Here is a 24654-nt window from a genome sequence, read left to right as displayed (position 1 = left end):
AGAATGATTCATTTGCTGCATCATTTTCTGATACTGTTCAGTAGTCATACCCTGCATTTTCGACATATCCATGTCTTGCATGTCTGACATTTTGTGTTCTGATGACATTGAAGAATGATTCATTTGCTGCTGCATCTGTTGATGCTGCTCAAGAGTCATGCCCTGCATTTTCGACATATCCATGTCTTTCATTGCTGACATATCATGTTGAGTTGAAGATGAATGTTCAGAATCATCATGCATCATGCCCATATCCTGCATATTCAGTAAGGCACGTGGGCGGTGCTGCGGTTCAGGTAGCGGTTGCACAGTAGCATCCTGATTACGTAAGGTCGCCAAAGCAAAACCGCTTCGATCAATTGACTCAGCCTGAATTTGATATTGCGCCTGTTTTGGCTCCACAATCACATCATAGGTTTCACCTGCCCCAAAACGAAATTCATCGACAGCGACAGGTTGTACAGGTTGACCATCGGCACTGACCACAGTCATTTTCAGATTTGGAATGCGTACATCGAAAAATGACATGGCTGAAGCATTGATCATGCGTAAACGAATTTTTTCGCCTGTTTTAAATGTACTGCTCCAGTTCTGCTGTGGTGTTTTACCATTCACCAAGAAATGATAACCCGTGACATCACTCAAATCGGTTTTCAACATGCGCATCTGATTCCACATGCGGCGATCTTGCCATGTGGCTTTTAGCCCTTGTTGTTTGGTTTGCTTCCAAACATCTGCCAGCGTTTCACGCTGATTTTGATAATAGTCCGACGATCTTTTCAGATGGTTCATGATCTGCTCGCTGGAAGATTCATGAAAGTCAGAGAACATGATCACTTCATCACGGTCAGTTTTTTCTGCTGGAGTAATGGGCTGATGGTTTTTCGGGTAAATAATCAATGCCCCATATAACCCATCTTGTTCCTGCCCTGCACTATGTGCGTGATACCAGTAAGTGCCCGTTTGCCGAATCTTAAAGCGATAAACAAAATCACCATTCGGGGCAATGCCCTGAAACCCGTTAAATCCTGGGACACCATCCATCACGGCTGGCAGCAAAATCCCATGCCAGTGCAATGCAGTTGACTGTTTTTTCAACTGGTTATGCACATAAATTACCGCATCATCCCCATCCTCAAAGGTTAAGGTGGGTGCTGGGAACTGACCATTGACCGTCAGTTTTTTGGTTGGTTTTCCAGTGACATTGATGGTTTGTTCACTGATATTGAGATGATATTCGCGCACAGCCGCAAAAATACTCTGTGGGACAACTAAACATGCTGCGACAATGCAGGCATGCATGGAAAATGTAGACATGACTCGCCCTCTTTAAAAAATGAAAATGACAATTTTTTAAAGTTCAGGCTTTGGGAGGACGCAGAATTTCTTGCCAATATCCAGCTAAATTAGTTCGATGATCTGACCAATACTGGGTAGTTGCAACATCAGTACTGGACTGCTCGGTCAGAATAGAAGTGGCTTGAGGAAGATCTGCATTAACACTTTGACAGTGCATAATCTGACAGTCAGGGCAATTGAGATGCTGCTGATGCTGTGACGAACTGACCTGATCCTGAAAATCATTACTCGTCTTCATCGGTATACTCGGTTGATGACAATGTTCAGACATTGTATGTTGCGGCATACTGCTCATGTCTGACTGCATCAACATTTCCCAATGCATACTTTGCACAGATGCGTTGGCAACACCCATCCAGCCGATACATAAAACGATCAGCAAGATAAAGCTTTGCGAAAACATAGTTCTGCGTCGATGCTGCATCTTATAACAAGTACAATGGAAAAGTTTGAACTAAAAGCATAGCCAACTCTAACGCAAGATACAAATAAAAAAGCGTTACACCCTGTGGTATAACGCTTTTTAAAAAGTTTAAAGTAAAAGCTTAAACTTCGACTGAACCCACTTGGTTGAGTTCCGCACGCATCTGGTCAATCACGGCTTTATAGTCAGGCTGACCAAAAATTGCCGAGCCTGCTACGAACATGTCTGCACCTGCTTCGGCAATTTCACGGATATTGGCAGGGCCAACACCACCATCGACTTCAAGACGAATATCACGACCGCTAGCATCAATAATTTTGCGAGCTTCACGCAGTTTTTGTAAGGTCATTGGAATGAATTTCTGTCCACCAAAACCAGGGTTAACGCTCATTAATAGGATCTGATCGACTTTATCCAACACATAATCCAGATAATGTAACGGCGTTGCTGGGTTAAATACCAAACCTGCTTTGGCGCCGCCTGCTTTAATCAGTTGCAATGAACGGTCAATATGATCGGATGCTTCTGGGTGGAAAGTAATAATGTCCGCACCTGCTTCCAAAAAATCCCCAATCATACGGTCAACGGGAGATACCATTAAATGCACATCAATCGGTGCTTTAATGCCATATTTTTTCAGCGCCTTACACACCCCTGCACCAAAGGTCAGGTTCGGTACATAGTGGTTGTCCATCACATCAAAATGCACAACATCTGCACCTGCTGCCAAGACATTCTCAACTTCTTCACCAAGACGGGCAAAATCAGCAGATAAAATCGAAGGTGCAATCAGAAAGGGCTTGGACATAAATCTAACCTAGCAAAATTTTAAAATCTGTGAGCAGTATACCAAAATCCGAAGCGACACAGGCAACGAAGCAGCATAACGCAACGCATTGTTCCGATTTCATTCTCTTTTTTCAAATTTATGCCTGTTAGACTACCAAACACAACAACAAGGAATTTGATCTATGCATAGTCAGACACAACTGGCAACCACTGAAGCTGCCCGTATCGCTAAACGGCTGTTTAACCACTGGAAACACAAATTTGAAGTAGCAGAAACCGAGCAACATTTTCAAATTCTCATGCCCACTGCGACCGTAACCCTCACGCCACAAGGCAATACACTGGATGTCAGCATTCAAAGTCAGCTTGATCTGGCTGAACAAACGCGATTAGAAGGTGTCGTCATTGATCACTTAAATCGCATGGCACAGCAAGAATTTCAGGTGACTTGGCAGCAACAGGCTTAAACGAAAAAAGGATCACAACGGTGATCCTTTTTTATACTGCATAATTTTACTGAGTCAGCTCCGAAGCATGAAACTGCAAATGATCATCGATAAAGCTTTGAATAAAATAATAACCATGATCATAGTGCTGATGTTGGCGCAGCGTCAGTTTTTGCCCCACCTCGGCACAAGCTTGCTGTAACAACTGTGGGTTGAGCTGATGATAAAACTGATCCGCCAAACCTTGATCGACTAAAACTTCACTAAACAGTACACCTTTGCTATAAACCAGAGCGACGGCATCATGCGCCAGCCATGTATCCCGTGCTTCCCCCAAATAATGAGTAAAGGCTTTTTCACCCCACGGACACTGGCTCGGTGCGCAAATCGGGGCAAATGCTGAGACTGACTTGAATTTTTCAGGATATTTCCATGCCAAGGTCAATGCCCCATGCCCACCCATCGAATGTCCCATAATTCCAATGCGGCCATGCTGAATCGGGAAATGGGTTTGCACGGCGTTATATAGCTCATCGACAATATAACTTTCCATGCGGTAATGTTCCGCCCACGGTGCTTGTGTGGCATTGATATAAAAGCCCGCACCCTGCCCCAGATCCCAAGAATCACCCTGCGCAACTGACTCTCCACGCGGCGAAGTATCAGGCATCACCAAAATTAAACCCAACTGTGCAGCAAAACGCTGGGCGTGAGCTTTAATCGCAAAAGTTTCTTCAGTACAAGTCAAACCTGCCAAATAAAATACTGCGGGGCATTCTTCACCCAGCAGTGCTTGTTCAGGCAAATAAATTGAAAATTTGGCGTCATTTTGTAATTGATCTGAATGCCATTGATACGTGCGCTGTTCCCCATCAAAACAGAAATTTTTTTGTATTTGCTGCATGACTGCTGCTCCTGATTATGGTGATGCTGTTGCTGGCAACATGGCTGGATTATTGGCAGGTAAATTATTTGGGCTTGGAAATAAATGTTTTTCGAGTTGCGGCAGCATAAGCTCCATATTTTTACCGAGTGACCATTGTGGTTCAGATGACTCAAAACCTTGAGCCGTTTCCCATCGTGACACCGTTGCTTTGGCATCGCCAAAAGCATCTTTTAGAGAGCTTTTTTCACGCATTGCCTGATCAAAGAACGCCCGACCAAAATAAGTATAATCAGCTTCATTGTTACAACCAAACGATGAACGATCTGCTGCAGAAGCAGTAATCACCAAGGTATTGTCCGATTGCAGGGCTGGCACAAAGCTGCCCGAATAACAGGATGAGACCACAATGACACGCCAGCGAATACCCGACTTGTCGAGCGCTTCACGTAACCATTTCGGGTCGATCTGTTTGAGATCAATCGGAGCATTTTCCAGTTCAAAATGGTTCGGTTCACCATGCGATGCCATATATAAAAACAGCACATCGCTTTCTTTATTCATTTGCTGACCAATACGGTTTAGTGCCTGTTGAATACTGGTACGCGATGCAATCGGCAATGTAGTCCGAGTGTTAGGATCATTGACCAGTTCCACTGAACGCCCAAAAGTTCCAAAGCGGGTATCAAACTGCGATTTAATTCGTTGAATCTCCGAACTAAACACCGAGTCGTAACTGTCGCCTGCAACCCCTAAAAAGTACCAGTGCGTTTGTGAGAAATCCCCAAACTGCACTTGCTCCAGAGCTTTGTTGAGCAAATTCCCCTGAGCATATAAAGCATCTTCTGAAAGTGTCGGTTGCACATCATCCACTTTCCAGATCGGTTGCTCTTTAACCGACATTTGCCATACTACAAGTGTACAAATGGTAGCGAACATGATTAAACCACGCTCCCACCACGGCCATTTCAACTGACGAGAAAAAACCCAGATGACCGCCAGACTCTGCCATACAAACAAAATCAAGAACAAGTTTGGCAAAGTGTTATAAATGCGGTCAGGTAAAAAATCCAAGTAACCCTGATCACCCAGATATTGTAGAAAACACTGAATCAGCAAAATACTAGCATCAAGTACTAACCACAATAAAGCTGGTACCAACATCAAGCGTGGATTATTGGTACGTTGTGACAGGAAAATTCCGACAATCAAGGCAATAAATGGCCAAAGTGCATAACTGACCAAACCTTGCGAATTAAAATGCCCAGCCTGACCTGCTACCATCCAGCTAAACAACGTATTGACCGCAGCCGCAATTGCTCCCCAGAAAATCAACTGAAAAATGGAAGGATGAACAATTTCTAAAGAACGGCGAGAACCGAGGAACAACCATAAACCAGCGATTTGGTTACTTTTAAGATCATGCCAAAAGTTGATGGAAGGTTTCAGGTCTATCATAAAATTCTGCTGGTCAGCGGTGGATTTATTTATGCACCCCTTAGTTTATGCCTGCATTTTTTTTTATCAATGTGATTTTGAATGAATTAACAAAACTTTGCTATTTTCTAAACTGTTGGTCATCAACACATTAAGGATGAAAATAACCGTCAAAACGGCAGGCATCGCCAAGCCACTGGTGCTGAGGAACTTGGTTATCTAAATATACGGCATGACGTGGGCGTTTGACGATGACTCTTTGTGCCAGTTGTCGCGCCAGTACCAACAAGTTTTCACCCAAATCCATTTCACCATCTTCAGGCAACAGCAAGTGCAACAATTGCATTTGTTTTTTGACTTGAGCCTGTTTTTTAAGGGCTTGCTGGTTTTGGTCACGCTGAGGAAACATTGGATCCAGATAAATCACATCAACCTGTTGCCCTGCCTGAATCTGCTGTTCAATGTACTGGGCAGAATCAGCATGGATCAGTTGAATATTGGCAACCACTGGTGCTAAAAAAACATCCTGCTGTGCGGTTTGATGTGCTGCTTCAAGCAAACTATATAAAATCGGATGACGCTCAATCAGGGTGATTTTTGCACCCAGTTTTGCCATCAACAAAGTGTCGTGCCCCAGACCTGCGGTCGCATCAATCAGATTTGGTTGTTCATTGACCTGACAGGCACGCGCCAGCATTTCCGATTTCATGCCTGCACGTTTTAAACGTGGAATTTCAGCTTGCCAGTCAGGCTGCATTTTCATGCCATTCGCGGCAAGACTTAAACCGTCCTGATCAAGAATTAGCGCCAATTCAGGATGTAAACGTAAAAACTTGGCATTAATTTTTTCTACTACCTGTCCCTTTAGCTCAACCTGTAATTCAGCTAAACGTGTTTGAAGCGCAATAAACTGCGCTTCAAATTCAGGGCTATACCAACAATCAAACTGCATTACCAATGTACCCAGCCTGTGCCCCAGGTCAGTAAAATAAATAAACCAAAAATAATACGGTAATAGGCAAAGGCGCTAAAGTCATGCTTAGAGACATAACGTATCAAGGCACGAATCACCACAAGCGCTGAAATAAAGGCAACGACAATTCCCACGCCTAAAACTTCCATGTCTTGGGTATGTAGCTCATGACGCATTTTGTACATGTCGAGTAGACCTGCGCCCATGAGTACAGGAATCCCCAAGAAGAAAGAAAACTCGGCAGCAGCTTTACGTGATACGCCCATAAATAGCGAACCAATAATGGTCGAGCCTGAACGTGAAGTTCCTGGAATCAAAGCCAAACATTGAATCAAACCAATAAATACGGCTTGCTTAAAGCTGATATCATCGACCTCTTGGCAAGCAATAATATGTTGACGGCGTTCAGCCCATAAAATAACAAGGCCACCCACGATCAGTGCTAATGCTACCGTCACGGCATTAAATAAATACGCTTTAACCGTTTCACCAATCGTCAAGCCAATCAGCATAATCGGAATCGTCGCCACGATGAGGTTGAAGCTTAAACGGCGACCTTCAGGATCTCCTGTGAGTGCACCAATCAATGCACCCCACAACTTGCCCCAATATTGATAAATAACAGCAGCAATCGCTCCAATCTGCACTGAGACTGCAAACATCTCACGTTTTTCCAGAGTCCAGAAGTCAAGCAACTGCCCAGTCAGAATCAAATGTCCAGTACTGGAAATGGGTAGGAATTCGGTAATCCCCTCAACCAAGCCCATAATTGCAGCTTTAAAAAGCAGTATAAGATCCATGTTTTGTCCTAGTTAAGGTTTACCTTGCTCTGGGATTTTTTTCCAGGCATTGTCACGTAAATACACAGGCAGTGCATACTCGGCGCTCACCCAGTGTTGTTGTTGTGCTTGAGGTATGGCGATGGTGGCGATATCTTGTGCGTTTGGGCAAAGTGTATTGTATTGGCTTGATGCAACATCTAAAAGATGACTACCTGAGCCAACCAGCGTAAAACGCTGAGCTTGAACAGCAGTTGCATAATCAAGTAACTGTTCTTCATCGACAGCTTGCATAATGTTGTCTGCATCCAGTTGAAAACTGGCAATGTAGACTTCTTTCATACGTGCATCTAAAACCGCAGTCACCTCACGCAGCCCATGTATCCGATAAGCTGCCTGAGCCAAAGCTTGCAAAGTCGATACAGCAATGACAGGAAGATCATTTGCCCATGCCAGCGCTTGTGTCACTGCTGCATTAATTCGCACACCGCTAAATGAGCCTGGCCCACGACTAAATGCAATCACATCGAGTTGTGACGTTGTTAAGCCCTGTTGACTCAAACCTTGTTCAATCATCGGGAGCAAAGTTTGCGTTTGTGCTTTGGCTTGTTCATTCAGTGCAAAAAAAACAGAATGTGAATCTTCGACCAGACAAACTGAACAGTGTTCATTTGCTGTTTCGAGTGCTAGCAGTTTCATGCATGCCCTACATTACAAAATACAAAACGCACGTATGATACTCTAGTCGTCCATACTTCGCGAATATAAAAATACCCAGTACAAACTTAGCATCGTTTTATGATTTGCAGCTTAAGCCTACTTTATTTAATCCTGATGAAACCAGTACGGTTCTAAGTTCAAATACTTTTTAAAATGTTCAGCATAATGCAAAGCGCTTTGTTTGAGTTTTTCTTCGCCTTCGGCATCAACAGTTTTCACCACTTTTCCAGGTGAACCCATGACCACAGAATTATCTGGAATAACCTTTCCTTCAGGAATTAGGGCATTCGCACCGATAATACAGTTTTTACCAATCACAGCACGATTCAAAATCACGGCATTGATGCCAATTAAGGTATTGTCACCAATCGTGCAACCATGCAGCATGGCTTTATGTCCAATCGTGACATATTTGCCAATGGTTAAATCAATTCCTGCATCAGTATGCAGCACTGCATTGTCCTGCACATTACTAAAATCACCAATCCGAATGAGACTGTTGTCACCCCGAATCACAGCACCAAACCAGATGCTGACCTGATGCCCCAATTCGACCCGCCCGATCACGTTTGCGCTTTCTGCAATCCAGCCATTCCACGGCTGCTGTGTTGTTGGTGTATATCCCTGAAACTTATACATCATAATTCTGATTTCCTTATTGTTGTGACATTGCATTTTGTCACTTTGTCATTTCGTGTAAATCGACTGAAAGTGGTGCTGTATTCAGCAAAAATGGCCATTCTTTATCGTACTTTAAACCATATTTGAACAGACTGACCAGCATCCGTGCGGTGAGTCCCCAAACAATTTCTTGTTCAACATGCATACTCGGAAAATATAAAGTTTGTTGCTGATACTGGACTGCATGTGGCTGGGTTGGCGTTTCCATCAACTCTTGCAGTGAGGCAAAAAAAATTCGATCAATTTCAGTAGGCTGCGCCACCAGATCGACCTGCGCAGGAATCAAGCCCACAACAGGTTTGACACTCAAACCGCTTTTAGATTGCAGCATCGGCAAATCACCAATCAGTTCAACATCATAAGGATTTAATGCTGTTTCCTCATGTGCTTCACGCAGTGCAACCGCAATATTACTAATGTCTTCAGGATCGCGTTTTCCGCCAGGAAAAGACACTTCTCCTGCATGTTGATTCAGATGTTTAGAACGGCGAGTCAGCAGAACTTTAGGATCATCTTCTTTGGTAATGGCAATCAGTACCGCTGCCTGTGCAGGCTCTACATGTCGGGCAAACCGTAACTGTTGCTGTAAATAATCAATTAATGTTTTCGTACTCATGTCATCACCTATTTTTTGCTGTTCCCTGTTCAACGCTCATGCAAATGATGCGAAAGCTCAATTTTTCAGTTATGCTGAACCATCTCTTTTTTCACCGATCATTCATTATGAACTGTTGCGTAAAATGTGGACATCCTACAGCCGACCAAATCCCTTTGGGCGATAGTAAATTTCGTCAAGTCTGTACACATTGTGGCAATATTCATTATGAAAACCCAAAGGTTATTTGTGGTGCTTTAGTGACTTGGCAGGATAAAGTCTTACTATGTCGCCGTGCGATTGAACCACGTTATGGTTTGTGGACATTGCCCGCAGGTTACATGGAGCTGTTTGAAACCATGGAACAAGGCGCTGCACGCGAAACCCTTGAAGAAGCTGAAGCCGAAATTGACATTGAGAAACTGTATTGCATGTACAACATTCCCCGTATCGGGCAAATTTACGTGCTGTTCAAAGCCTCGCTAAAAGATGGAAAATTTGGTGCAGGGCCTGAAACCATCGAATGTCGCCTGTTTGCTGAAAATGAGATTCCATGGGACGATTTAGCCTTCCCAAGTGTGCAACACACCTTGCAGCATTATTTTGCTGATCGTAAATCTGACCAGTTTCCAATGCATATGGAAACCATAGGTACACGTATTGACGAAACAGGCTAAAACTCAATACCTCATCATGCCTAGTCCCGACTAGGCATTGATTATCTGCGTTAATTGCTTCACTATTTGCCTTTCTTTTTTGCAACCTATTGTTATATGTCCAGTTGCTATTCCCTGCAAAAAGCACTATCACAATTTGACTTTTCCACAGCCGATCTATTGCTGTGTTTACAACAGCTCACAGGTTTGATTTATCTGAATGATGATGATCATCCTGTGATTGCGTTTTTACCGCAACAGTATCAGTTGATTCAACATCAACACACCCAGCATTTTGTGCGCGATGCACAATTTGATTATGAAGCTCAAGCGCAACATTTGTCACTTGAAGACTGGATTCAATGTCAGTCAAATCCAGCACAGTCAACTGCAACCCAGTTTCAAGGGGGATGGATGGGTTTTGTCGGTTACGACTACGCAGCTCGTCAGGATGTTGAAGCCCCATTACATGCCCAGCCTGCATTGTATTTAGGGCAATATTTATCGTTTCTGAAATATGAACATGCACAAGGCTGGGTGTTTTATAGCTTAGAAAGCCCTGAAATCGCTGAACATATTTTTCAAAAAATACAAAATCTACTTCATCTCGAAGCACCAAAAACTACATTCCAATTAACCCAAACCTGTCAGGCACGCTGGTCAAAAACTGAATATATTCAGGCATTCAATCAGATCATTGACTATATTCGCGCAGGTGACTGTTATCAGATTAATCTGACCCAGCAATTTATTGGACAGGCACAAGGTTTACTGCTTAGAACTGCTGAACAGTTCTGGCAACTGACCAATGCCCCTTATGCAGGCTATTTAAAAATTGGCGAATTTGAATTGCTCAGTTGTTCGCCTGAGCTATTTATTGATTTTCAGGCACAGAAGCAGATTATCACGCGTCCGATTAAAGGCACTATGCCTCGTTATACTGACCCTATGTTAGATGCTGAGTCTAAGCAGCGCTTGAGCCAGTCAGAAAAAGATCAGGCAGAAAACCTGATGATTGTGGATTTGCTGCGTAATGATCTGAGTGTCTATGCTGAAATTGGCACGGTCAAAACCAACAAGCTGTTTGAAATTGAAAGCTTTGAACAAGTGCATCATATGGTCAGCGAGATTCAGGCAAATTTGAAGTCTGAAATTCAACCCATGCAAATGCTGCTGAAAGCCCTGCCAGGTGGTTCAATTACAGGTGCACCGAAAATCCGTGCCATGCAAATTATTGCAGAACTGGAACAGCAGCCACGTGGCGCCTATTGTGGTTCATTGGGCTATTTTAACCAAGATGGTACGGGGCGCTGGAATATTCTGATTCGCTCAGTACAAAAGTATCAGCAGGAAGTGTCGATGTGGGCAGGTGGCGGCATTACCATTGCTTCACAAGCCGAAGCGGAATATCAGGAATGTTTTGACAAAATTTCTGCCATGTTGAATTTACTTAACACTTGGCAAAGTTAAGATTTTTGAGTTCTCAAAAATAAAAAACTCGCAGCCGAAACTGCGAGTTTTTTATGAATAGAATTAGACTTTTCTCATTGTAAAAATCTTGAATGTCTAGCGACAAACGATATCAAAAGCTTCTTGATAATAAGGTGTGATATAAGAGCTTTGTGTCCCGTATCTCTTGAGATGTGCTAAGGTCGTGAACTCAAGGATGTCATAGCTATAATGCGTTTCACCTGTATCGCCATTTATATATTTCGCATTATTAAAACCAGAGATAAATGCAGTATTAGAAGTTAAGCCTTGATATAATTCACCTTTATAATCAACAATTTCTCTCTTTTTACAATTAAAAAGATGATACTTGATTGCCGACTGATACGGTGTTTCTGAATCAAATTTTACAGGTTTCGAAAATTTCTCATAAATCACAGCTTGTTTGAGCGAGCTATTTATTCTTTTAATTGAATTCTTATCAAGGTAATGCTTACCCACACTGGTTTGCCCAATTAAAATTAAATCAGGGGTATAAGCAGCTGAGTATGAACAATATAAAAGACTAAATAAACAAAGGATTTTTTTCATCAATTTTCTCATTATTTTTTATGAAACAGATCAACTCGCAGCCGAAACTGCGAGTTTTTTTATTTTAAGAACAGCTTATAAAATCTGATTTTTTAAGGTATCGACCAAACGCTGGTTTTGCTCAGTCGTACCGACAGTAATACGCAAGTATTGGTTAATACGTGGTTTATTGAAGTAACGCACGATAATACCTTGCGCTCGTAACTCAGCCGCCAACTCACCCGCATCACGCTCAGGGTGTGTTGCAAAAATAAAGTTGGCTTTCGATGGTAATACCTTAAAACCAACACTGGTCAAATCTGCAACCAACTGCTCACGGCAATCAATCACTTTTTGGCAGTGCTCAGCAAAATAAGCCTGATCTTCAAATGATGCAACTGCCGCCGCAATCGCAAAACGGTCAATCGGATACGAGTTAAAGCTGTTTTTGACTGCTTCAAGTGCCGCAATCAGATGTGGTTGTGCAATCGCAAACCCAACCCGCAAGCCTGCAAGAGAACGGGACTTCGAGGTTGTTTGACACACCACCAGATTTTCGTATTTGTTGACCAATGCCACCGCAGATTCTGCACCAAAGTCCACATAAGCTTCGTCAATCACCACAACACGATCAGGATTGCCTTGTAACAACTGTTCGATTTTGTCGAGTGATAAGGCAATACTGGTCGGTGCATTTGGGTTGGCAACAATAATGCCGCCATTTGGCTGCTGATAATCAGCAACGTCCACTTCAAACTGCTCATTTAATGGCACAGTTTTCGTGTTTACGCCAAAAAACTGGCTATATACAGGATAGAAACTATAAGAAATATCAGGCGATAAAATTGGCTGATCTTGCAGGAAAAATGCCTTAAAAATATGCGCCAAAACTTCATCTGAACCATTACCCACAAAAACCTGTGAGACATCGACATGTTGCTGTGTTGCAATAGCTTGCTTTAAAGCACTTGCATCAGGGTCTGGGTACAAACGTAACGCATCCGCCCCGTCTGCCAACACCGCTTGTACTGCTGCCACAACTTTTGGTGATGGTGGATATGGGTTTTCATTGGTATTCAGTTTGAGTAAATTTTGAATTTTTGGCTGTTCGCCTGGTACATAAGGCTCAAGCTCGCGAACTTCTGGACTCCAGAAGCGCATTTGCTGATTTGAAATATTCATAGTGCAATCTCAAAAAAGGGCTGAAAAAACAGCCCCTAAATCTATATCAATAATTAAGCAGACTGATAACGGTAACGTGCAGAACGTGCATGCGCATCCAGATTTTCTTCTTGCGCCAAAATGTCTGCAGTTTTCGCCAGTGTTTTTACACCCTGCTCAGAACACATAATCAAGCTTGAGCGTTTTTGGAAATCATAAACACCCAATGGTGAAGAGAAACGGGCTGTACCTGAAGTTGGCAAAACGTGGTTTGGCCCTGCACAGTAATCCCCAATCGCTTCAGGTGTAAAACGTCCCATAAAGATCGCACCTGCATGACGAATGTCTTGGCTCATGGCTTCTGCATCATCTAGGCAAAGTTCTAAATGTTCAGGCGCAACCTGATTAATCAGCTCAATTGCTTCCGCGCGATCCTTGACCAATACCAATGCACCACGATTGGCAATTGAAGTACGGGCAATCTCTGCCTTTGGCAACGCAGCCAAATGTTCTTCAATCGCTTCAGCCACTTCATTTAAAAAGTTTTCATCTGGCGTGATCAAAATCGCTTGGGCCACGGTGTCATGTTCAGCTTGTGACAACACATCCATCGCGATCCATTTGGCATCATTCTGACCTTCGGCATACACCAAAATTTCAGACGGCCCTGCAATCATGTCAATACCAACCTGACCAAACACCGCACGTTTTGCTGCTGCCACGAAACGGTTACCTGGTCCTGTGATCTTGTCCACACGAGGAATGGTTTCTGTACCGTATGCCAATGCCGCAACAGCTTGCGCACCACCAATGGTAAACACGCGATGTACCCCTGCCAAATAAGCAGCTGCTAGAACCAATGGATTTAATTCACCATTTGGTGCAGGCACAACCATGATAATTTCAGGTACACCCGCAACATGTGCAGGCACCGCATTCATGAGCACTGACGATGGATAAGATGCCAAACCACCTGGCACATAAATCCCGACACGGTCTAATGGAGTAACTTTCTGCCCCAAGGTATTACCCAGATCATCCACATAGCTCCAGCCATCTTGCTTTTGTGCCTGATGAAAAGAACGAATACGGTTGGCAGCCAGTTCCAGCGCTTCACGCACTTCTGCGTTTAAACCCTCAAATGCAGCTTTAAGCTGAGCTTGAGACAATTCAAGATCTGAAAATTGATGCGCTGGATGTCGATCGAACTGCTGAGTTAATTTAAGTACATGTGCATCGCCATGTTGGCGCACATCGGCAATAATCTGGTCTACAGTTTTGAGCAGTTCTGGATCATTGACTGTTTCAAAAGCCAATAAATCAGCGAAGGCTTGCTTGAAGTCCTGCGCTTGAGTCGATAAACGTCGCATCAATTTACCCACAAGGTGTTTAAACAAAAATGAGGTTTTAGTTTACCCTGTTTCAGCTGACTTGTGGATAACATCTCGACATCTATCACAAAAGCTTGATGGAAAATTACTTTTATGAAGATAGATAAAAATAGAGTGCGATAAAAATTCGTCAATGACAAGAAACTTCACGCTCTCAGATTCATATGATTTTGAGCATAAAAAAACCGCCAAAATTTGACGGTTTTTTCATTCACAAACAATTATTTTTGCTTTTGACACTCATTCACAGCAATTTCAAGCTGCGAAATAATCGGATTCAACAAGGCTTGTTTGCGTTTAAAGCTGGCTTTGTTAACGATCAAGCGAGAAGAGACTTTACAGATTTCTTCAAGTGGTTCTAAACCATTGGCACGCAAAGTGTTTCCAGTATCCACCACGTCAACAATATAATCACCCAAACCAACCAATGGTGCTAATTCCATAGAACCATACAGTTTGATCACGTCGACTTGCTCGCCCAAGCTTGCATAGTATTGACGAGTCAAGTTGACATATTTGGTGGCAATCTTGAGACGACCTTGTGGGTGAACCATCCCCACTTTGGCAGCAGTCATTAAACGGCAATTGGCAATTTTCAAGTCCAATGGCTCATAGACATTTTGAGCACCATGTTCCATCAACACGTCTTTACCTGCAACACCCAAATCTGCCGCGCCATTTTCCACATACGTTGGCACATCTGAAGCACGTAAAATCAAAATACGAACCAGTTTATGCGTAGTTGGGAAAATCAATTTGCGTGATTTTTCTGGGTCTTCAAGCAGATTAATGCCTGCGGTTTCCAGTAAAGGTAAAGTTTCTTTTAAAATTCGACCTTTACTGAGTGCTAAAGTTAAACCATGATCAAAATTACCCATGACGTTAAAATTTGGATCATCGTTTCTAAACTCGTTCATTTCTTATCCACTTACTCGTTTAATTTTTGCGCCAATACCTTGCAGTTTCGCTTCAATATGCTCATAACCACGATCGATATGATAAATACGATCAATCAGGGTTTCACCTTCTGCGGCAAGTGCTGCCAACACCAGTGAAAATGACGCACGTAAATCAGTTGCCATTACAGGTGCAGCCGAAAGTTTCTCAACCCCTGTCACCACCGCATCATTGCCTTCCACCTGAATATTAGCCCCCATACGTGACAATTCAGGAACATGCATAAAACGGTTTTCAAAAATGGTTTCCGAAATCGTTGCAAAACCACGACCAATTGCATTGACTGCCATGATCTGAGCTTGCATGTCAGTTGGGAAATCAGGATGCGGTAAAGTGCGGAAGCTAACTGCTTTAGGGCGTTTACCTTGCATGTCCAACTCGATCCAGTCCTCACCACGGGTCACTTCTGCGCCCATTTCTTCAAACTTGTCGAGGACACATTCCAGCAAGGCAGGATCGGTATGCGTGGTTCTGACACGCCCACCCGTAATCGCAGCCGCAGCCAAGTATGAACCAGTTTCAATACGGTCAGCCACCACGGCATAGTCACAGCCATGCAAGCTCTCAACGCCTGTCACAACCAAGGTGTCGGTGTCTAGACCTTCAATTTTAGCGCCCATTTTAATCAACATGTTTGCTAAATCGGTAATTTCAGGCTCACGTGCAGCATTACGAATAGTCGTTACACCATCAGCTAGTGTAGCAGCCATCAAAATGTTTTCCGTACCGCCGACAGTCACCATATCAAAGATGACTTCACCACCTTTTAAGTGTCCGTCAACTTTGGCATGTACATAACCATTCTCAACTTCGATATGCGCACCCAAAGCTTCAAGTGCTTTTAAATGTTGATCCACAGGACGTGAACCAATGGCACAACCACCCGGTAAAGATACTTTCGCTTCACCATAACGAGCCACCAATGGACCAAGCACTAAAATCGAGGCACGCATGGTTTTGACCAGATCATACGGTGCAAACTGGTTGTTGAGTGTTGAAGTATCGGCTGTAACTGTATCACCAACATATTCAATGGCAACACCCAAGCCTGCAATCAGCTTCACTAGTGTATTGACATCGCGTAGGTTTGGCATGTTAGAAATGCGAATCGGTGAATCGGCTAAAATGGTGGCAGCCAATAGCGGTAATGCCGCATTTTTTGCCCCAGAAATCCGCACTTCACCTTCTAGCTTTTGACCACCTTGGATCAGAAATTTATCCATAAATCCTTAAGCTCCAAACAAGCTAGCTTTGCGCCATTCTTCTTTTGTCATTGCGCGAATCGTCACGGCATGCACTTCGCCACTGGCAATGTAATCATTCAATGGTGCATAAACGACTTGTTGACGAGCAACTGGACGTTTACCTTCAAACTGATCATCGACAATACGTAGGTCAAACTTTCCCGCTTGTCCACTCACAACAACTTCCGCATGTGGAAAAGTTGCTTTCAAAATTTCAGTGAGCTGTTCACTATTCATGGTTAAAAGACCTCGTGTAAGACCTACGTTGTAAAAGCTGGTTATTTTACTATATCTGAAAAAAATTATTCATTAGGCAATCGTAAAATTGCCATAAAAAAAGAGGTTTATAAAAAACCTCTTTTCCTTAAGTTAAAAATTAAACTGGAACAATAACTTGTGGAAAAATCGTTTGCATTTTACGATGTTTCTCCAGTTGTTTTTTCATTTTCTCAGTTAATTTCTGAATGGAAGTATACATATCATCGGCACAAGCTTGTGCAAAAAATTCCACACCGGGTAAACGAACAATCGCTTCGGCAATATGATTGGCACTGCCTTTACGAGAGCGTTTATCAAGTTGATGATCTCTAGAGAGTTTCACCTGCATACTATTGACCTGATCAAAATGTTTGGTCATCTGGTCAAACTTAGTGCGAATATTTTCTTCTATCGCAGGTGTAATTGTTAAATGATGTCCACGAATTGTTAATTGCATACCACTATCCCTCATTAATGTTCAGGATAAAGATCGTCACGGCTCATGATATGAATGCAATCTTAGTTCATTTGACTATCATTCGATCATGTTGAGCCACTCCAAGAAAACAAATTCATCATGTTGTCATAATGAATCTTTAGAATTAACAAATTCACCTGTTTAAATCAATACTTTTCTGTCAGAAGATGACGGAATGTTCAGTGATTCGCGATATTTGGCAACCGTACGCCGTGCCACATCAATTCCATCTTCTTTCAATAAATTAGCAATTGCGTTATCAGACAATGGCTTACGTGGGTTTTCCACCGAAATCATTTTCTTAATCATGGCGCGAATCGCTGTTGAGGAACATTCTCCACCAGCTGTTGTGCCTACATGACTTGAAAAGAAATATTTCAGCTCAAACAAACCGCGCGGCGTCAAAATATATTTATTGGTCGTCACCCGAGATACAGTAGATTCATGTAACTCAACTTCTTCCGCAACATCACGCAGCACCAAAGGCTTCATCGCTTCTGGGCCTTGCTCCAAAAAGGCTTTCTGATGTCTCACAATACAACTTGCTACTTTCAGCAAAGTTTTATGGCGTTCATCAACACTTTTAATAAAATTTTTGGCTTCCAGCATTTGATTGCGCAAATACTGGTTGTCAGCACTTTGATCAGCGCGGCGAATCATACTGGAATAAAATGAATTAATGCGTAATTTCGGTATGACATCTGGATTCAACTGAACTTGCCAATGATCCTGTTTTTTCATCACAACCACATCAGGGATCTGATATTCCGACTCCAACAAATCAAAATCACTACCTGGATACGGTTTTAAAGTTTTAACCAAATTAATGGCAGCTTTTAATTGCTCTGCATTTAATCCAGTTTGTTTCATCAGTTTGTTAATGTCATTAGTAACCAGTAATGGATAATACTCAAGCATTTTCAAAGCTTCATAACGCGAAGCCGTCGTTGCCGGAAGATATTCCAACTGGATTTTTAGACACTCTGCCAAATTACGTGAGCCAATTCCAATCGGATCAAGACGTTGCAAATGTTTTAAAACAACCAGAACTTCTTCATCTTCAATAATGTCATCGTAATCTAGTTCTTTTAATAAATGCTGTGCCGACGCTGTAATTTCTTCAATTTCAGCATCCAGAAAACCTTTTTCATCCAATGAGTCGATAATACAATAGGCAATCAATTGATCAATTTTAGAGAAATGCAATAAATTGACCTGATTAAGCATGTGCTCTTGCAAGCTCAAATGGCTTTGGCGATTATCTTCACGCTCTTCAAATTCTGCTGCACCCAATGCTGTCGATTGATGGGTATAGACCTCATCCCAATCGGTATCAACGGGCAAATCATCAGGTAAATAATCGGCATTTAACTCTTGGGTTAAATCCTTATTTTCATACTCATGCTCTGCCTCACTATTACTATCGGCATCCGCACTCGACAACTCTTCGACTTTTTCAAGCAATGGATTACTTTCTAACTGAATTTGAATTTCTTGTTCTAATTCAAGGCTAGAAAGCTGTAAAAGTCGGATAGCCTGTTGCAATTGTGGCGTGAGCGACAATGAGTTGGCAATTTTTAATCCTACAGACAACTTCATAAAGATTTCTATCCCAAGAGACCCAAGCAATTTTTATGCCGTTCTTATGGTTATAGCATATAGTTAATAAAAAACATACAAGAAAACGTAAATTATGCCTGCCTCAAAATAGATAAATATCCACTTTTACCTATTTCAAATAAGTCTGCAATACTGAAAATTGCGCATAAAAGTCCAACAATTTGAATTGATATAAAATAGTTATCAATACTTGGCTGTATAAATTGAAGAAAATTAATATCTTAGTATTCTCAATACACTTAGGATTTAAATTTTGCTTACTCAAGAGAGAAAAATATTTTATTTCAATAACATTTTACCAATAATATTACTTTCAACATTAGTAGGCTGCACCAGTCTTGGACCACATAGTGGCTCGGTTGCCTCTCGTTCTGTACGTCTATCTTCAGGGTTACAAAAAGCCTATACGGTATCGCCATCCAAAGCACAGCGACTTTCTCCAATGATTATTCAAAGTGCCGATCAGTACCAAGTCCCTCCATTACTGGTTGCTGCACTCATTAAGCAAGAATCTAACTACAATAGTGCAGCGCACTCAGCTACGGGTGCAGTTGGCCTCACACAAATTATTCCAAGCTATTGGCAAGAAAAATGTGTGGGAGATTTACACAATGAAGCGACTAATATCCAATGCAGTGCCTATATTTTAAACCACTACCATGAATTATCTGGAAGTTGGTTTAAAGCCACAGCTTATTATAATGTTGGGCCAACAGGCTATGAATCCAGTTTTTGGACACGGCATAAAGCCAAGAAATATGCACGTCAGGTTAGGCATCACGAAAAAGAGTTAGAAGCAGCATTATAAATTTCGGATAAAATGGATTTAAGCCCAATCAAGATATTGGGCTTACGTATTTATTAAATGCGTTACAAGGATTTTAAAAATGCGACCACGTCTGTATTTCCAGCCATTTCTGCAAGCTCAAGTGCCGTATATTTAACCCGATGATCAATTCTTGCACCTTTACTGATTAACAATCTGACCACATCTAAATGGTCATTTTCAGCAGCAGCTTGCAGTGCACTATAGCCTTCATCATCGGTCTGATTTGGATCTAAACCATCTAGCAATAATTGTTCAACTTGTTCTATATCACCTAAAGATGCCCAATAAACAAGCTCTGGAAGATGCAGCTCTTCATCATCTTCAGGAATTGGAGTGAAAGAATTGAGTTTCATAGTGGAATGACCTAATTTTCTTAAATAATTAAACAGTTGGGTTTAGAGAGCGAATATCGAAGAAAGCTGACTAGCCATACATAAAGGATGGTACTGTTAAATATACTACGAAGCGGGAACAAGACCATAGCGCGCCATCACCGCAAGAATTTGCGTAATGTCTGGCGGTTCAGCAGCATTGACTATGCTGGCAACGTCACGAAAATACTGTACACCAATATCAGGTGTTAGCATAATGAGTACGCGTGCCTTCTCTTCATATGGATTACTAAATCCATGCGCGGAACCTTTAGGCGTACACATCACGTCACCTGGATGCAAATCACGTGTAACATCATCGACCGAATAACGTAATATTCCCTCAAGGACGTAGATGCATTCTTCATTATGGATATGGCTATGTGGTGGCGGGACATTCGATCCTGAAGGGACAGTCAATTCAAATAATCCCATCCCCTTATGAACAGATCCATCAATCAGGTATTTAATTTCTAGCTTTCCGATTTTCACTAATTCCGGTTGAGTCATTTTCGGCTCCTGAGAAAAGTGCTTAGCTAAATTTATACAGCGTGTATGCTATCTATATCACTATTCAGTAAATAAAGTATAACTATTTTGACTTAGTTAATTATTTTATATTTTTCCGATTGTCAATACAGGCTATTTTAGTTTAATTATTGTTCTATTCCACTTCATCTCGCGCATAAAAAAGCACCCCCAACGGTTAAGTTGAGGGTGCCTGGAATAATGAGCTGGCGATGACTTACTCTCACATGGGTAACCCCACACTACCATCAGCGCTAAGAGGTTTCACTTCTGAGTTCGGGAAGGGATCAGGTGGTTCACTCTTGCTATGGTCGCCAGCACAACTGTTATGGACATTTTCGGGTTTTATGCTCAGATCACGTTGATCTTGTTGCTACCGTACTGTGTACCAAATGAGTTATTAACAAATTGGTTTGTTGAGTCTTACTTTAAGCAGTTCATTTTAGCGTTTTGCTTAACTTAATCAAGCTGTTTTGCTGTTTTATGAATCGATTGAGCTTTATATACAACTGCTTGGGTGTTGTATAGTCAAGCCTCACGAGCAATTAGTATTGGTCAGCTTCACATATCACTATGCTTCCACACCCAACCTATCAACGTCCTAGTCTCGAACGGCTCTTTAGAGGAATAAATTCCTAGGGAAATCTTATCTTGAGGTAGGCTTCCCGCTTAGATGCTTTCAGCGGTTATCCCTTCCGAACATAGCTACCCGGCGATGCGACTGGCGTCACAACCGGTACACCAGAGGTTCGTCCACTCTGGTCCTCTCGTACTAGGAGCAGATCCTCTCAAATTTCCAGCGCCCACGGTAGATAGGGACCGAACTGTCTCACGACGTTCTAAACCCAGCTCGCGTACCTCTTTAAATGGCGAACAGCCATACCCTTGGGACCTGCTTCAGCCCCAGGATGAGATGAGCCGACATCGAGGTGCCAAACACCGCCGTCGATATGAACTCTTGGGCGGTATCAGCCTGTTATCCCCAGAGTACCTTTTATCCGTTGAGCGATGGCCCTTCCATACAGAACCACCGGATCACTAAGACCTACTTTCGTACCTGCTCGACTTGTGGGTCTCGCAGTTAAGCGCGCTTTTGCCTTTATACTCTACGCGTGATTTCCGACCACGCTGAGCGCACCTTCGTACTCCTCCGTTACTCTTTAGGAGGAGACCGCCCCAGTCAAACTACCCACCAGACATGGTCCTCGCTCCAGATTATGGAGCAGAGTTAGAACCTCAATATTACCAGGGTGGTATTTCAAGGATGGCTCCATTGGAACTGGCGTCCCAACTTCAAAGCCTCCCACCTATCCTACACAAGTAAGATCAAAGTTCAATGTCAAGCTGCAGTAAAGGTTCACGGGGTCTTTCCGTCTAGCCGCGGGTACACCGCATCTTCACGGCGAATTCGATTTCACTGAGCCTCTGCTGGAGACAGCGCCGCCATCATTATGCCATTCGTGCAGGTCGGAACTTACCCGACAAGGAATTTCGCTACCTTAGGACCGTTATAGTTACGGCCGCCGTTTACTGGGGCTTCGATCAAGAGCTTCGCTTACGCTAACCCCATCAATTAACCTTCCAGCACCGGGCAGGCATCACACCCTATACGTCCACTTTCGTGTTTGCAGAGTGCTATGTTTTTAATAAACAGTTGCAGCGGCCTGGTTTCTGTGGCTGCCAACAGCTCATCCCGCAAGGAGAATCACCGTCAGCAGCGTACCTTCTCCCGAAGTTACGGTACCATTTTGCCTAGTTCCTTCAGCAGAGTTCTCTCAAGCGCTTTGGTCTACTCGACCTGACCACCTGTGTCGGTTTAGGGTACGATTCCTGTGTAACTGAAGCTTAGAGACTTTTCTTGGAAGCATGGTATCAGCCACTTCACTGTACAAGTACAGCTTGCTATCAACTCTCAGCATAGAGCACCCCGGATTTGCCTAAGATGCATGCCTACTGTCTTCCACCTGGACAACCAACGCCAGGCTGACCTAACCTTCTCCGTCCTCTCATCGCATTACACAGAAGTATTGGAATATTAACCAATTTCCCATCGACTACGCCTTTCGGCCTCGCCTTAGGGGTCGACTCACCCAGCCCCGATTAACGTTGGACTGGAACCCTTGGTCTTTCAGCGAACGGGTTTTTCACCCGTTTTGTCGTTACTCACGTCAGCATTCGCACTTCTGATACCTCCAGCAGACTTCTCAATCCACCTTCATCGGCTTACAGAACGCTCCCCTACCACTTACGCATAAGCGTAAATCCGCAGCTTCGGCACATAGTTTTAGCCCCGTTACATCTTCCGCGCAGGCCGACTCGACTAGTGAGCTATTACGCTTTCTTTAAAGGGTGGCTGCTTCTAAGCCAACCTCCTAGCTGTCTATGCCTTCCCACATCGTTTCCCACTTAACTATGATTTTGGGGCCTTAGCTGGCGGTCTGGATTGTTTTCCTCTTGACTACGGACGTTAGCACCCGCAGTCTGTCTCCCGGATAGTACTCATAGGTATTCGGAGTTTGCATCGGTTTGGTAAGTCGGGATGACCCCCTAGCCGAAACAGTGCTCTACCCCCTATGGTATTCGTCCGAGGCGCTACCTAAATAGCTTTCGGGGAGAACCAGCTATCACCGAGTTTGATTAGCCTTTCACCCCTATCCACAAGTCATCCCCCGGCTTTTCAACGACGGTGGGTTCGGTCCTCCAGTTAGTGTTACCCAACCTTCAACCTGCTCATGGATAGATCACCCGGTTTCGGGTCTATACCCAGCGACTAAAACGCCCTATTAAGACTCGATTTCTCTACGGCTCCCCTATTCGGTTAACCTCGCCACTGAATATAAGTCGCTGACCCATTATACAAAAGGTACGCAGTCACACCACGAAGGTGCTCCCACTGCTTGTATGCATGCGGTTTCAGGATCTATTTCACTCCCCTCACAGGGGTTCTTTTCGCCTTTCCCTCACGGTACTAGTTCACTATCGGTCAGTCAGGAGTATTTAGCCTTGGAGGATGGTCCCCCCATATTCAGACAAGGTTTCACGTGCCTCGCCTTACTCGTCATCATTATATGTGCCCTTTCGTGTACGGGACTATCACCCTCTACGGTTGCACTTCCCAGAGCATTCCGCTAAAACACATATAACTTAATGGGCTGATCCCCGTTCGCTCGCCGCTACTGAGGGAATCTCAATTGATTTCTTTTCCTAAGGGTACTGAGATGTTTCACTTCCCCTCGTTCGCCTTGCAACACTATGTATTCATGTTGCAATACCTACCTTATGGTAAGTGGGTTTCCCCATTCAGACATCTCCGGATCACAGGATATTTGCCGCCTCCCCGAAGCTTTTCGCAGGCTATCACGTCTTTCATCGCCTCTGACTGCCAAGGCATCCACCACATGCACTTAATTACTTGACTATACAACCCCAAACAGTCGTTATTACCTACAAGTAGTAATAAGACATGATCAATGATTTCTCATCAATCTCTTACAGTTTGAAGTACTGTGAACTTAATCACTGTACAGCTTCAATCTAATTCATATACCAAAACGCTTGATTCAGTTAATTTGCTAGTTCTCATTTCAATTCTTAATTAAACCGTAACACTTACGCATTACTGTCAATCTTGAATTAAATGAGTTGAACAATTTATTTCAGACTCAATTTTACCAATCTGTTAATGAGTTAATGTGTCCTCGTCGGATCACACTAATACCGTGATACTTAAATCACAGAAGTTAATAAAATTAAAACCCTTAGGTTTTTCTCTTACTAAATTCTGTAATCTTTAGCTCGAATTCTAATCTTCAGAATTCGTGGTGGAGACTAACGGAGTCGAACCGTTGACCTCCTGCGTGCAAAGCAGGCGCTCTACCAACTAAGCTAAGTCCCCAGCTTATCATTTCGATTTGTATATCTAAGTTTCTGTAACCTTGATCTCTCAATCTCAGTTGTAGACTTGGTGGGTCTGACAAGACTTGAACTTGTGACCCCACGCTTATCAAGCGTGTGCTCTAACCAACTGAGCTACAGACCCATTCGATATACCAGAAG

Annotated in this window: 24 protein-coding genes, 2 tRNA genes and 2 rRNA genes; 4 read left to right on the top strand and 24 right to left on the bottom strand. The window is 43.0% G+C overall.

Annotated features, from left to right (window positions below):
• The 3 genes from F975_RS03935 to rpe all read right to left on the bottom strand — a co-directional run.
• The coding region (locus F975_RS03935; RefSeq protein ID WP_004750581.1) for a multicopper oxidase domain-containing protein at window positions 1-1317 on the bottom strand (1317 nt) is incomplete at its 3' end.
• A 43-nt stretch (window positions 1318-1360) separates the two neighbouring features.
• On the bottom strand, window positions 1361-1762 hold the full coding sequence (locus F975_RS03930) for a hypothetical protein (RefSeq protein ID WP_004750579.1): 402 nt from the start codon (window positions 1760-1762) through the stop codon (window positions 1361-1363).
• 142 nt (window positions 1763-1904) lie between these two features.
• Window positions 1905-2591 carry a ribulose-phosphate 3-epimerase gene (rpe, locus tag F975_RS03925; RefSeq protein WP_004750576.1) on the bottom strand — a complete coding sequence of 229 codons (687 nt, stop codon included), beginning with the start codon at window positions 2589-2591 and terminating at the stop codon, window positions 1905-1907.
• Window positions 2592-2754: 163 nt separating this feature from the next.
• Here rpe and F975_RS03920 point away from each other — a divergent pair, with 163 nt between their 5' ends.
• Window positions 2755-3039 carry a DUF2218 domain-containing protein gene (locus tag F975_RS03920; protein ID WP_004750575.1) on the top strand — a complete coding sequence of 95 codons (285 nt, stop codon included), beginning with the start codon at window positions 2755-2757 and terminating at the stop codon, window positions 3037-3039.
• A gap of 46 nt (window positions 3040-3085) precedes the next feature.
• Here F975_RS03920 and fghA read toward each other — a convergent pair whose 3' ends face one another.
• The 7 genes from fghA to F975_RS03885 form a co-directional block, all read right to left on the bottom strand.
• A complete protein-coding gene (gene fghA, locus F975_RS03915) occupies window positions 3086-3922 on the bottom strand; it encodes an S-formylglutathione hydrolase (RefSeq protein ID WP_004750572.1) in 837 nt (278 codons plus the stop codon).
• Window positions 3923-3937: 15 nt separating this feature from the next.
• The gene (locus F975_RS03910; protein ID WP_004750571.1) at window positions 3938-5359 is read right to left on the bottom strand and encodes a C13 family peptidase; all 1422 of its coding nucleotides are present in this window, start codon (window positions 5357-5359) and stop codon (window positions 3938-3940) included.
• Between the two features lie 130 nt (window positions 5360-5489).
• Window positions 5490-6290 carry a class I SAM-dependent methyltransferase gene (locus tag F975_RS03905; protein ID WP_004750570.1) on the bottom strand — a complete coding sequence of 267 codons (801 nt, stop codon included), beginning with the start codon at window positions 6288-6290 and terminating at the stop codon, window positions 5490-5492.
• On the bottom strand, window positions 6290-7111 hold the full coding sequence (locus F975_RS03900; protein ID WP_004750567.1) for an undecaprenyl-diphosphate phosphatase: 822 nt from the start codon (window positions 7109-7111) through the stop codon (window positions 6290-6292). Before F975_RS03900 ends, F975_RS03905 begins: the two co-directional genes overlap by 1 nt.
• Window positions 7112-7123: 12 nt before the next feature.
• Window positions 7124-7789 carry a tRNA (adenosine(37)-N6)-threonylcarbamoyltransferase complex dimerization subunit type 1 TsaB gene (tsaB, locus tag F975_RS03895; RefSeq protein ID WP_004750566.1) on the bottom strand — a complete coding sequence of 222 codons (666 nt, stop codon included), beginning with the start codon at window positions 7787-7789 and terminating at the stop codon, window positions 7124-7126.
• Between the two features lie 126 nt (window positions 7790-7915).
• On the bottom strand, window positions 7916-8452 hold the full coding sequence (locus F975_RS03890) for a gamma carbonic anhydrase family protein (RefSeq protein ID WP_004750564.1): 537 nt from the start codon (window positions 8450-8452) through the stop codon (window positions 7916-7918).
• 37 nt (window positions 8453-8489) lie between these two features.
• A complete protein-coding gene (locus F975_RS03885) occupies window positions 8490-9107 on the bottom strand; it encodes a CoA pyrophosphatase (RefSeq protein ID WP_004750563.1) in 618 nt (205 codons plus the stop codon).
• Window positions 9108-9214: 107 nt separating this feature from the next.
• Between F975_RS03885 and F975_RS03880 the strand changes: the two genes are divergently transcribed.
• A complete protein-coding gene (locus F975_RS03880; protein ID WP_004750561.1) occupies window positions 9215-9763 on the top strand; it encodes an NUDIX hydrolase in 549 nt (182 codons plus the stop codon).
• 96 nt (window positions 9764-9859) lie between these two features.
• Window positions 9860-11212: an anthranilate synthase component I family protein gene (locus tag F975_RS03875; protein ID WP_004750559.1), complete on the top strand. Its 1353-nt coding sequence runs from the start codon at window positions 9860-9862 to the stop codon at window positions 11210-11212.
• A gap of 96 nt (window positions 11213-11308) precedes the next feature.
• Here the strand turns inward: F975_RS03875 and F975_RS03870 are convergent, their stop codons facing one another.
• The 8 genes from F975_RS03870 to F975_RS03835 form a co-directional block, all read right to left on the bottom strand.
• On the bottom strand, window positions 11309-11782 hold the full coding sequence (locus tag F975_RS03870) for a surface-adhesin E family protein (RefSeq protein WP_004750557.1): 474 nt from the start codon (window positions 11780-11782) through the stop codon (window positions 11309-11311).
• Between the two features lie 75 nt (window positions 11783-11857).
• On the bottom strand, window positions 11858-12943 hold the full coding sequence (hisC, locus tag F975_RS03865; protein ID WP_004750555.1) for a histidinol-phosphate transaminase: 1086 nt from the start codon (window positions 12941-12943) through the stop codon (window positions 11858-11860).
• A gap of 53 nt (window positions 12944-12996) precedes the next feature.
• Window positions 12997-14304 carry a histidinol dehydrogenase gene (gene hisD, locus F975_RS03860; RefSeq protein WP_171063137.1) on the bottom strand — a complete coding sequence of 436 codons (1308 nt, stop codon included), beginning with the start codon at window positions 14302-14304 and terminating at the stop codon, window positions 12997-12999.
• A 230-nt stretch (window positions 14305-14534) separates the two neighbouring features.
• Window positions 14535-15230, bottom strand: coding sequence for an ATP phosphoribosyltransferase (gene hisG, locus F975_RS03855; RefSeq protein ID WP_004750551.1), 696 nt, complete (start codon window positions 15228-15230; stop codon window positions 14535-14537).
• Window positions 15231-15233: 3 nt separating this feature from the next.
• Complete coding sequence (gene murA, locus F975_RS03850; RefSeq protein WP_004750549.1) at window positions 15234-16493, bottom strand: UDP-N-acetylglucosamine 1-carboxyvinyltransferase; 1260 nt, start codon at window positions 16491-16493, stop codon at window positions 15234-15236.
• Window positions 16494-16499: 6 nt separating this feature from the next.
• Window positions 16500-16751 (bottom strand): BolA family iron metabolism protein IbaG, encoded by a 252-nt coding sequence (ibaG, locus tag F975_RS03845; RefSeq protein WP_004750547.1) that lies wholly within the window; start codon window positions 16749-16751, stop codon window positions 16500-16502.
• Window positions 16752-16890: 139 nt separating this feature from the next.
• Window positions 16891-17229: a ribosome hibernation-promoting factor, HPF/YfiA family gene (gene hpf, locus F975_RS03840; protein ID WP_004750545.1), complete on the bottom strand. Its 339-nt coding sequence runs from the start codon at window positions 17227-17229 to the stop codon at window positions 16891-16893.
• A gap of 162 nt (window positions 17230-17391) precedes the next feature.
• A complete protein-coding gene (locus F975_RS03835) occupies window positions 17392-18849 on the bottom strand; it encodes an RNA polymerase factor sigma-54 (protein ID WP_004750542.1) in 1458 nt (485 codons plus the stop codon).
• A 295-nt stretch (window positions 18850-19144) separates the two neighbouring features.
• Here F975_RS03835 and F975_RS03830 point away from each other — a divergent pair, with 295 nt between their 5' ends.
• On the top strand, window positions 19145-19678 hold the full coding sequence (locus F975_RS03830; RefSeq protein WP_051064848.1) for a lytic transglycosylase domain-containing protein: 534 nt from the start codon (window positions 19145-19147) through the stop codon (window positions 19676-19678).
• A gap of 62 nt (window positions 19679-19740) precedes the next feature.
• Here the strand turns inward: F975_RS03830 and F975_RS03825 are convergent, their stop codons facing one another.
• From F975_RS03825 to F975_RS03800, 6 genes are all read right to left on the bottom strand, one after another.
• Window positions 19741-20052, bottom strand: a complete 312-nt coding sequence (locus F975_RS03825; protein ID WP_004750538.1) for an ankyrin repeat domain-containing protein — start codon at window positions 20050-20052, stop codon at window positions 19741-19743.
• A 105-nt stretch (window positions 20053-20157) separates the two neighbouring features.
• Complete coding sequence (locus tag F975_RS03820) at window positions 20158-20580, bottom strand: cupin domain-containing protein (protein ID WP_004750536.1); 423 nt, start codon at window positions 20578-20580, stop codon at window positions 20158-20160.
• A gap of 222 nt (window positions 20581-20802) precedes the next feature.
• Window positions 20803-20917: ribosomal RNA gene (gene rrf / locus F975_RS03815) — 5S ribosomal RNA — on the bottom strand.
• Window positions 20918-21122: 205 nt separating this feature from the next.
• Window positions 21123-24016 (bottom strand): 23S ribosomal RNA (locus F975_RS03810).
• A gap of 401 nt (window positions 24017-24417) precedes the next feature.
• A tRNA-Ala gene (locus F975_RS03805) sits at window positions 24418-24493 on the bottom strand.
• Between the two features lie 67 nt (window positions 24494-24560).
• A tRNA-Ile gene (locus F975_RS03800) sits at window positions 24561-24637 on the bottom strand.
• Window positions 24638-24654: the final 17 nt, after the last annotated feature.

The organism is Acinetobacter brisouisimilis (assembly GCF_000368265.1).
GTDB lineage: Bacteria > Pseudomonadota > Gammaproteobacteria > Pseudomonadales > Moraxellaceae > Acinetobacter.
This window is presented reverse-complemented; position numbering and strand designations above follow the sequence as displayed.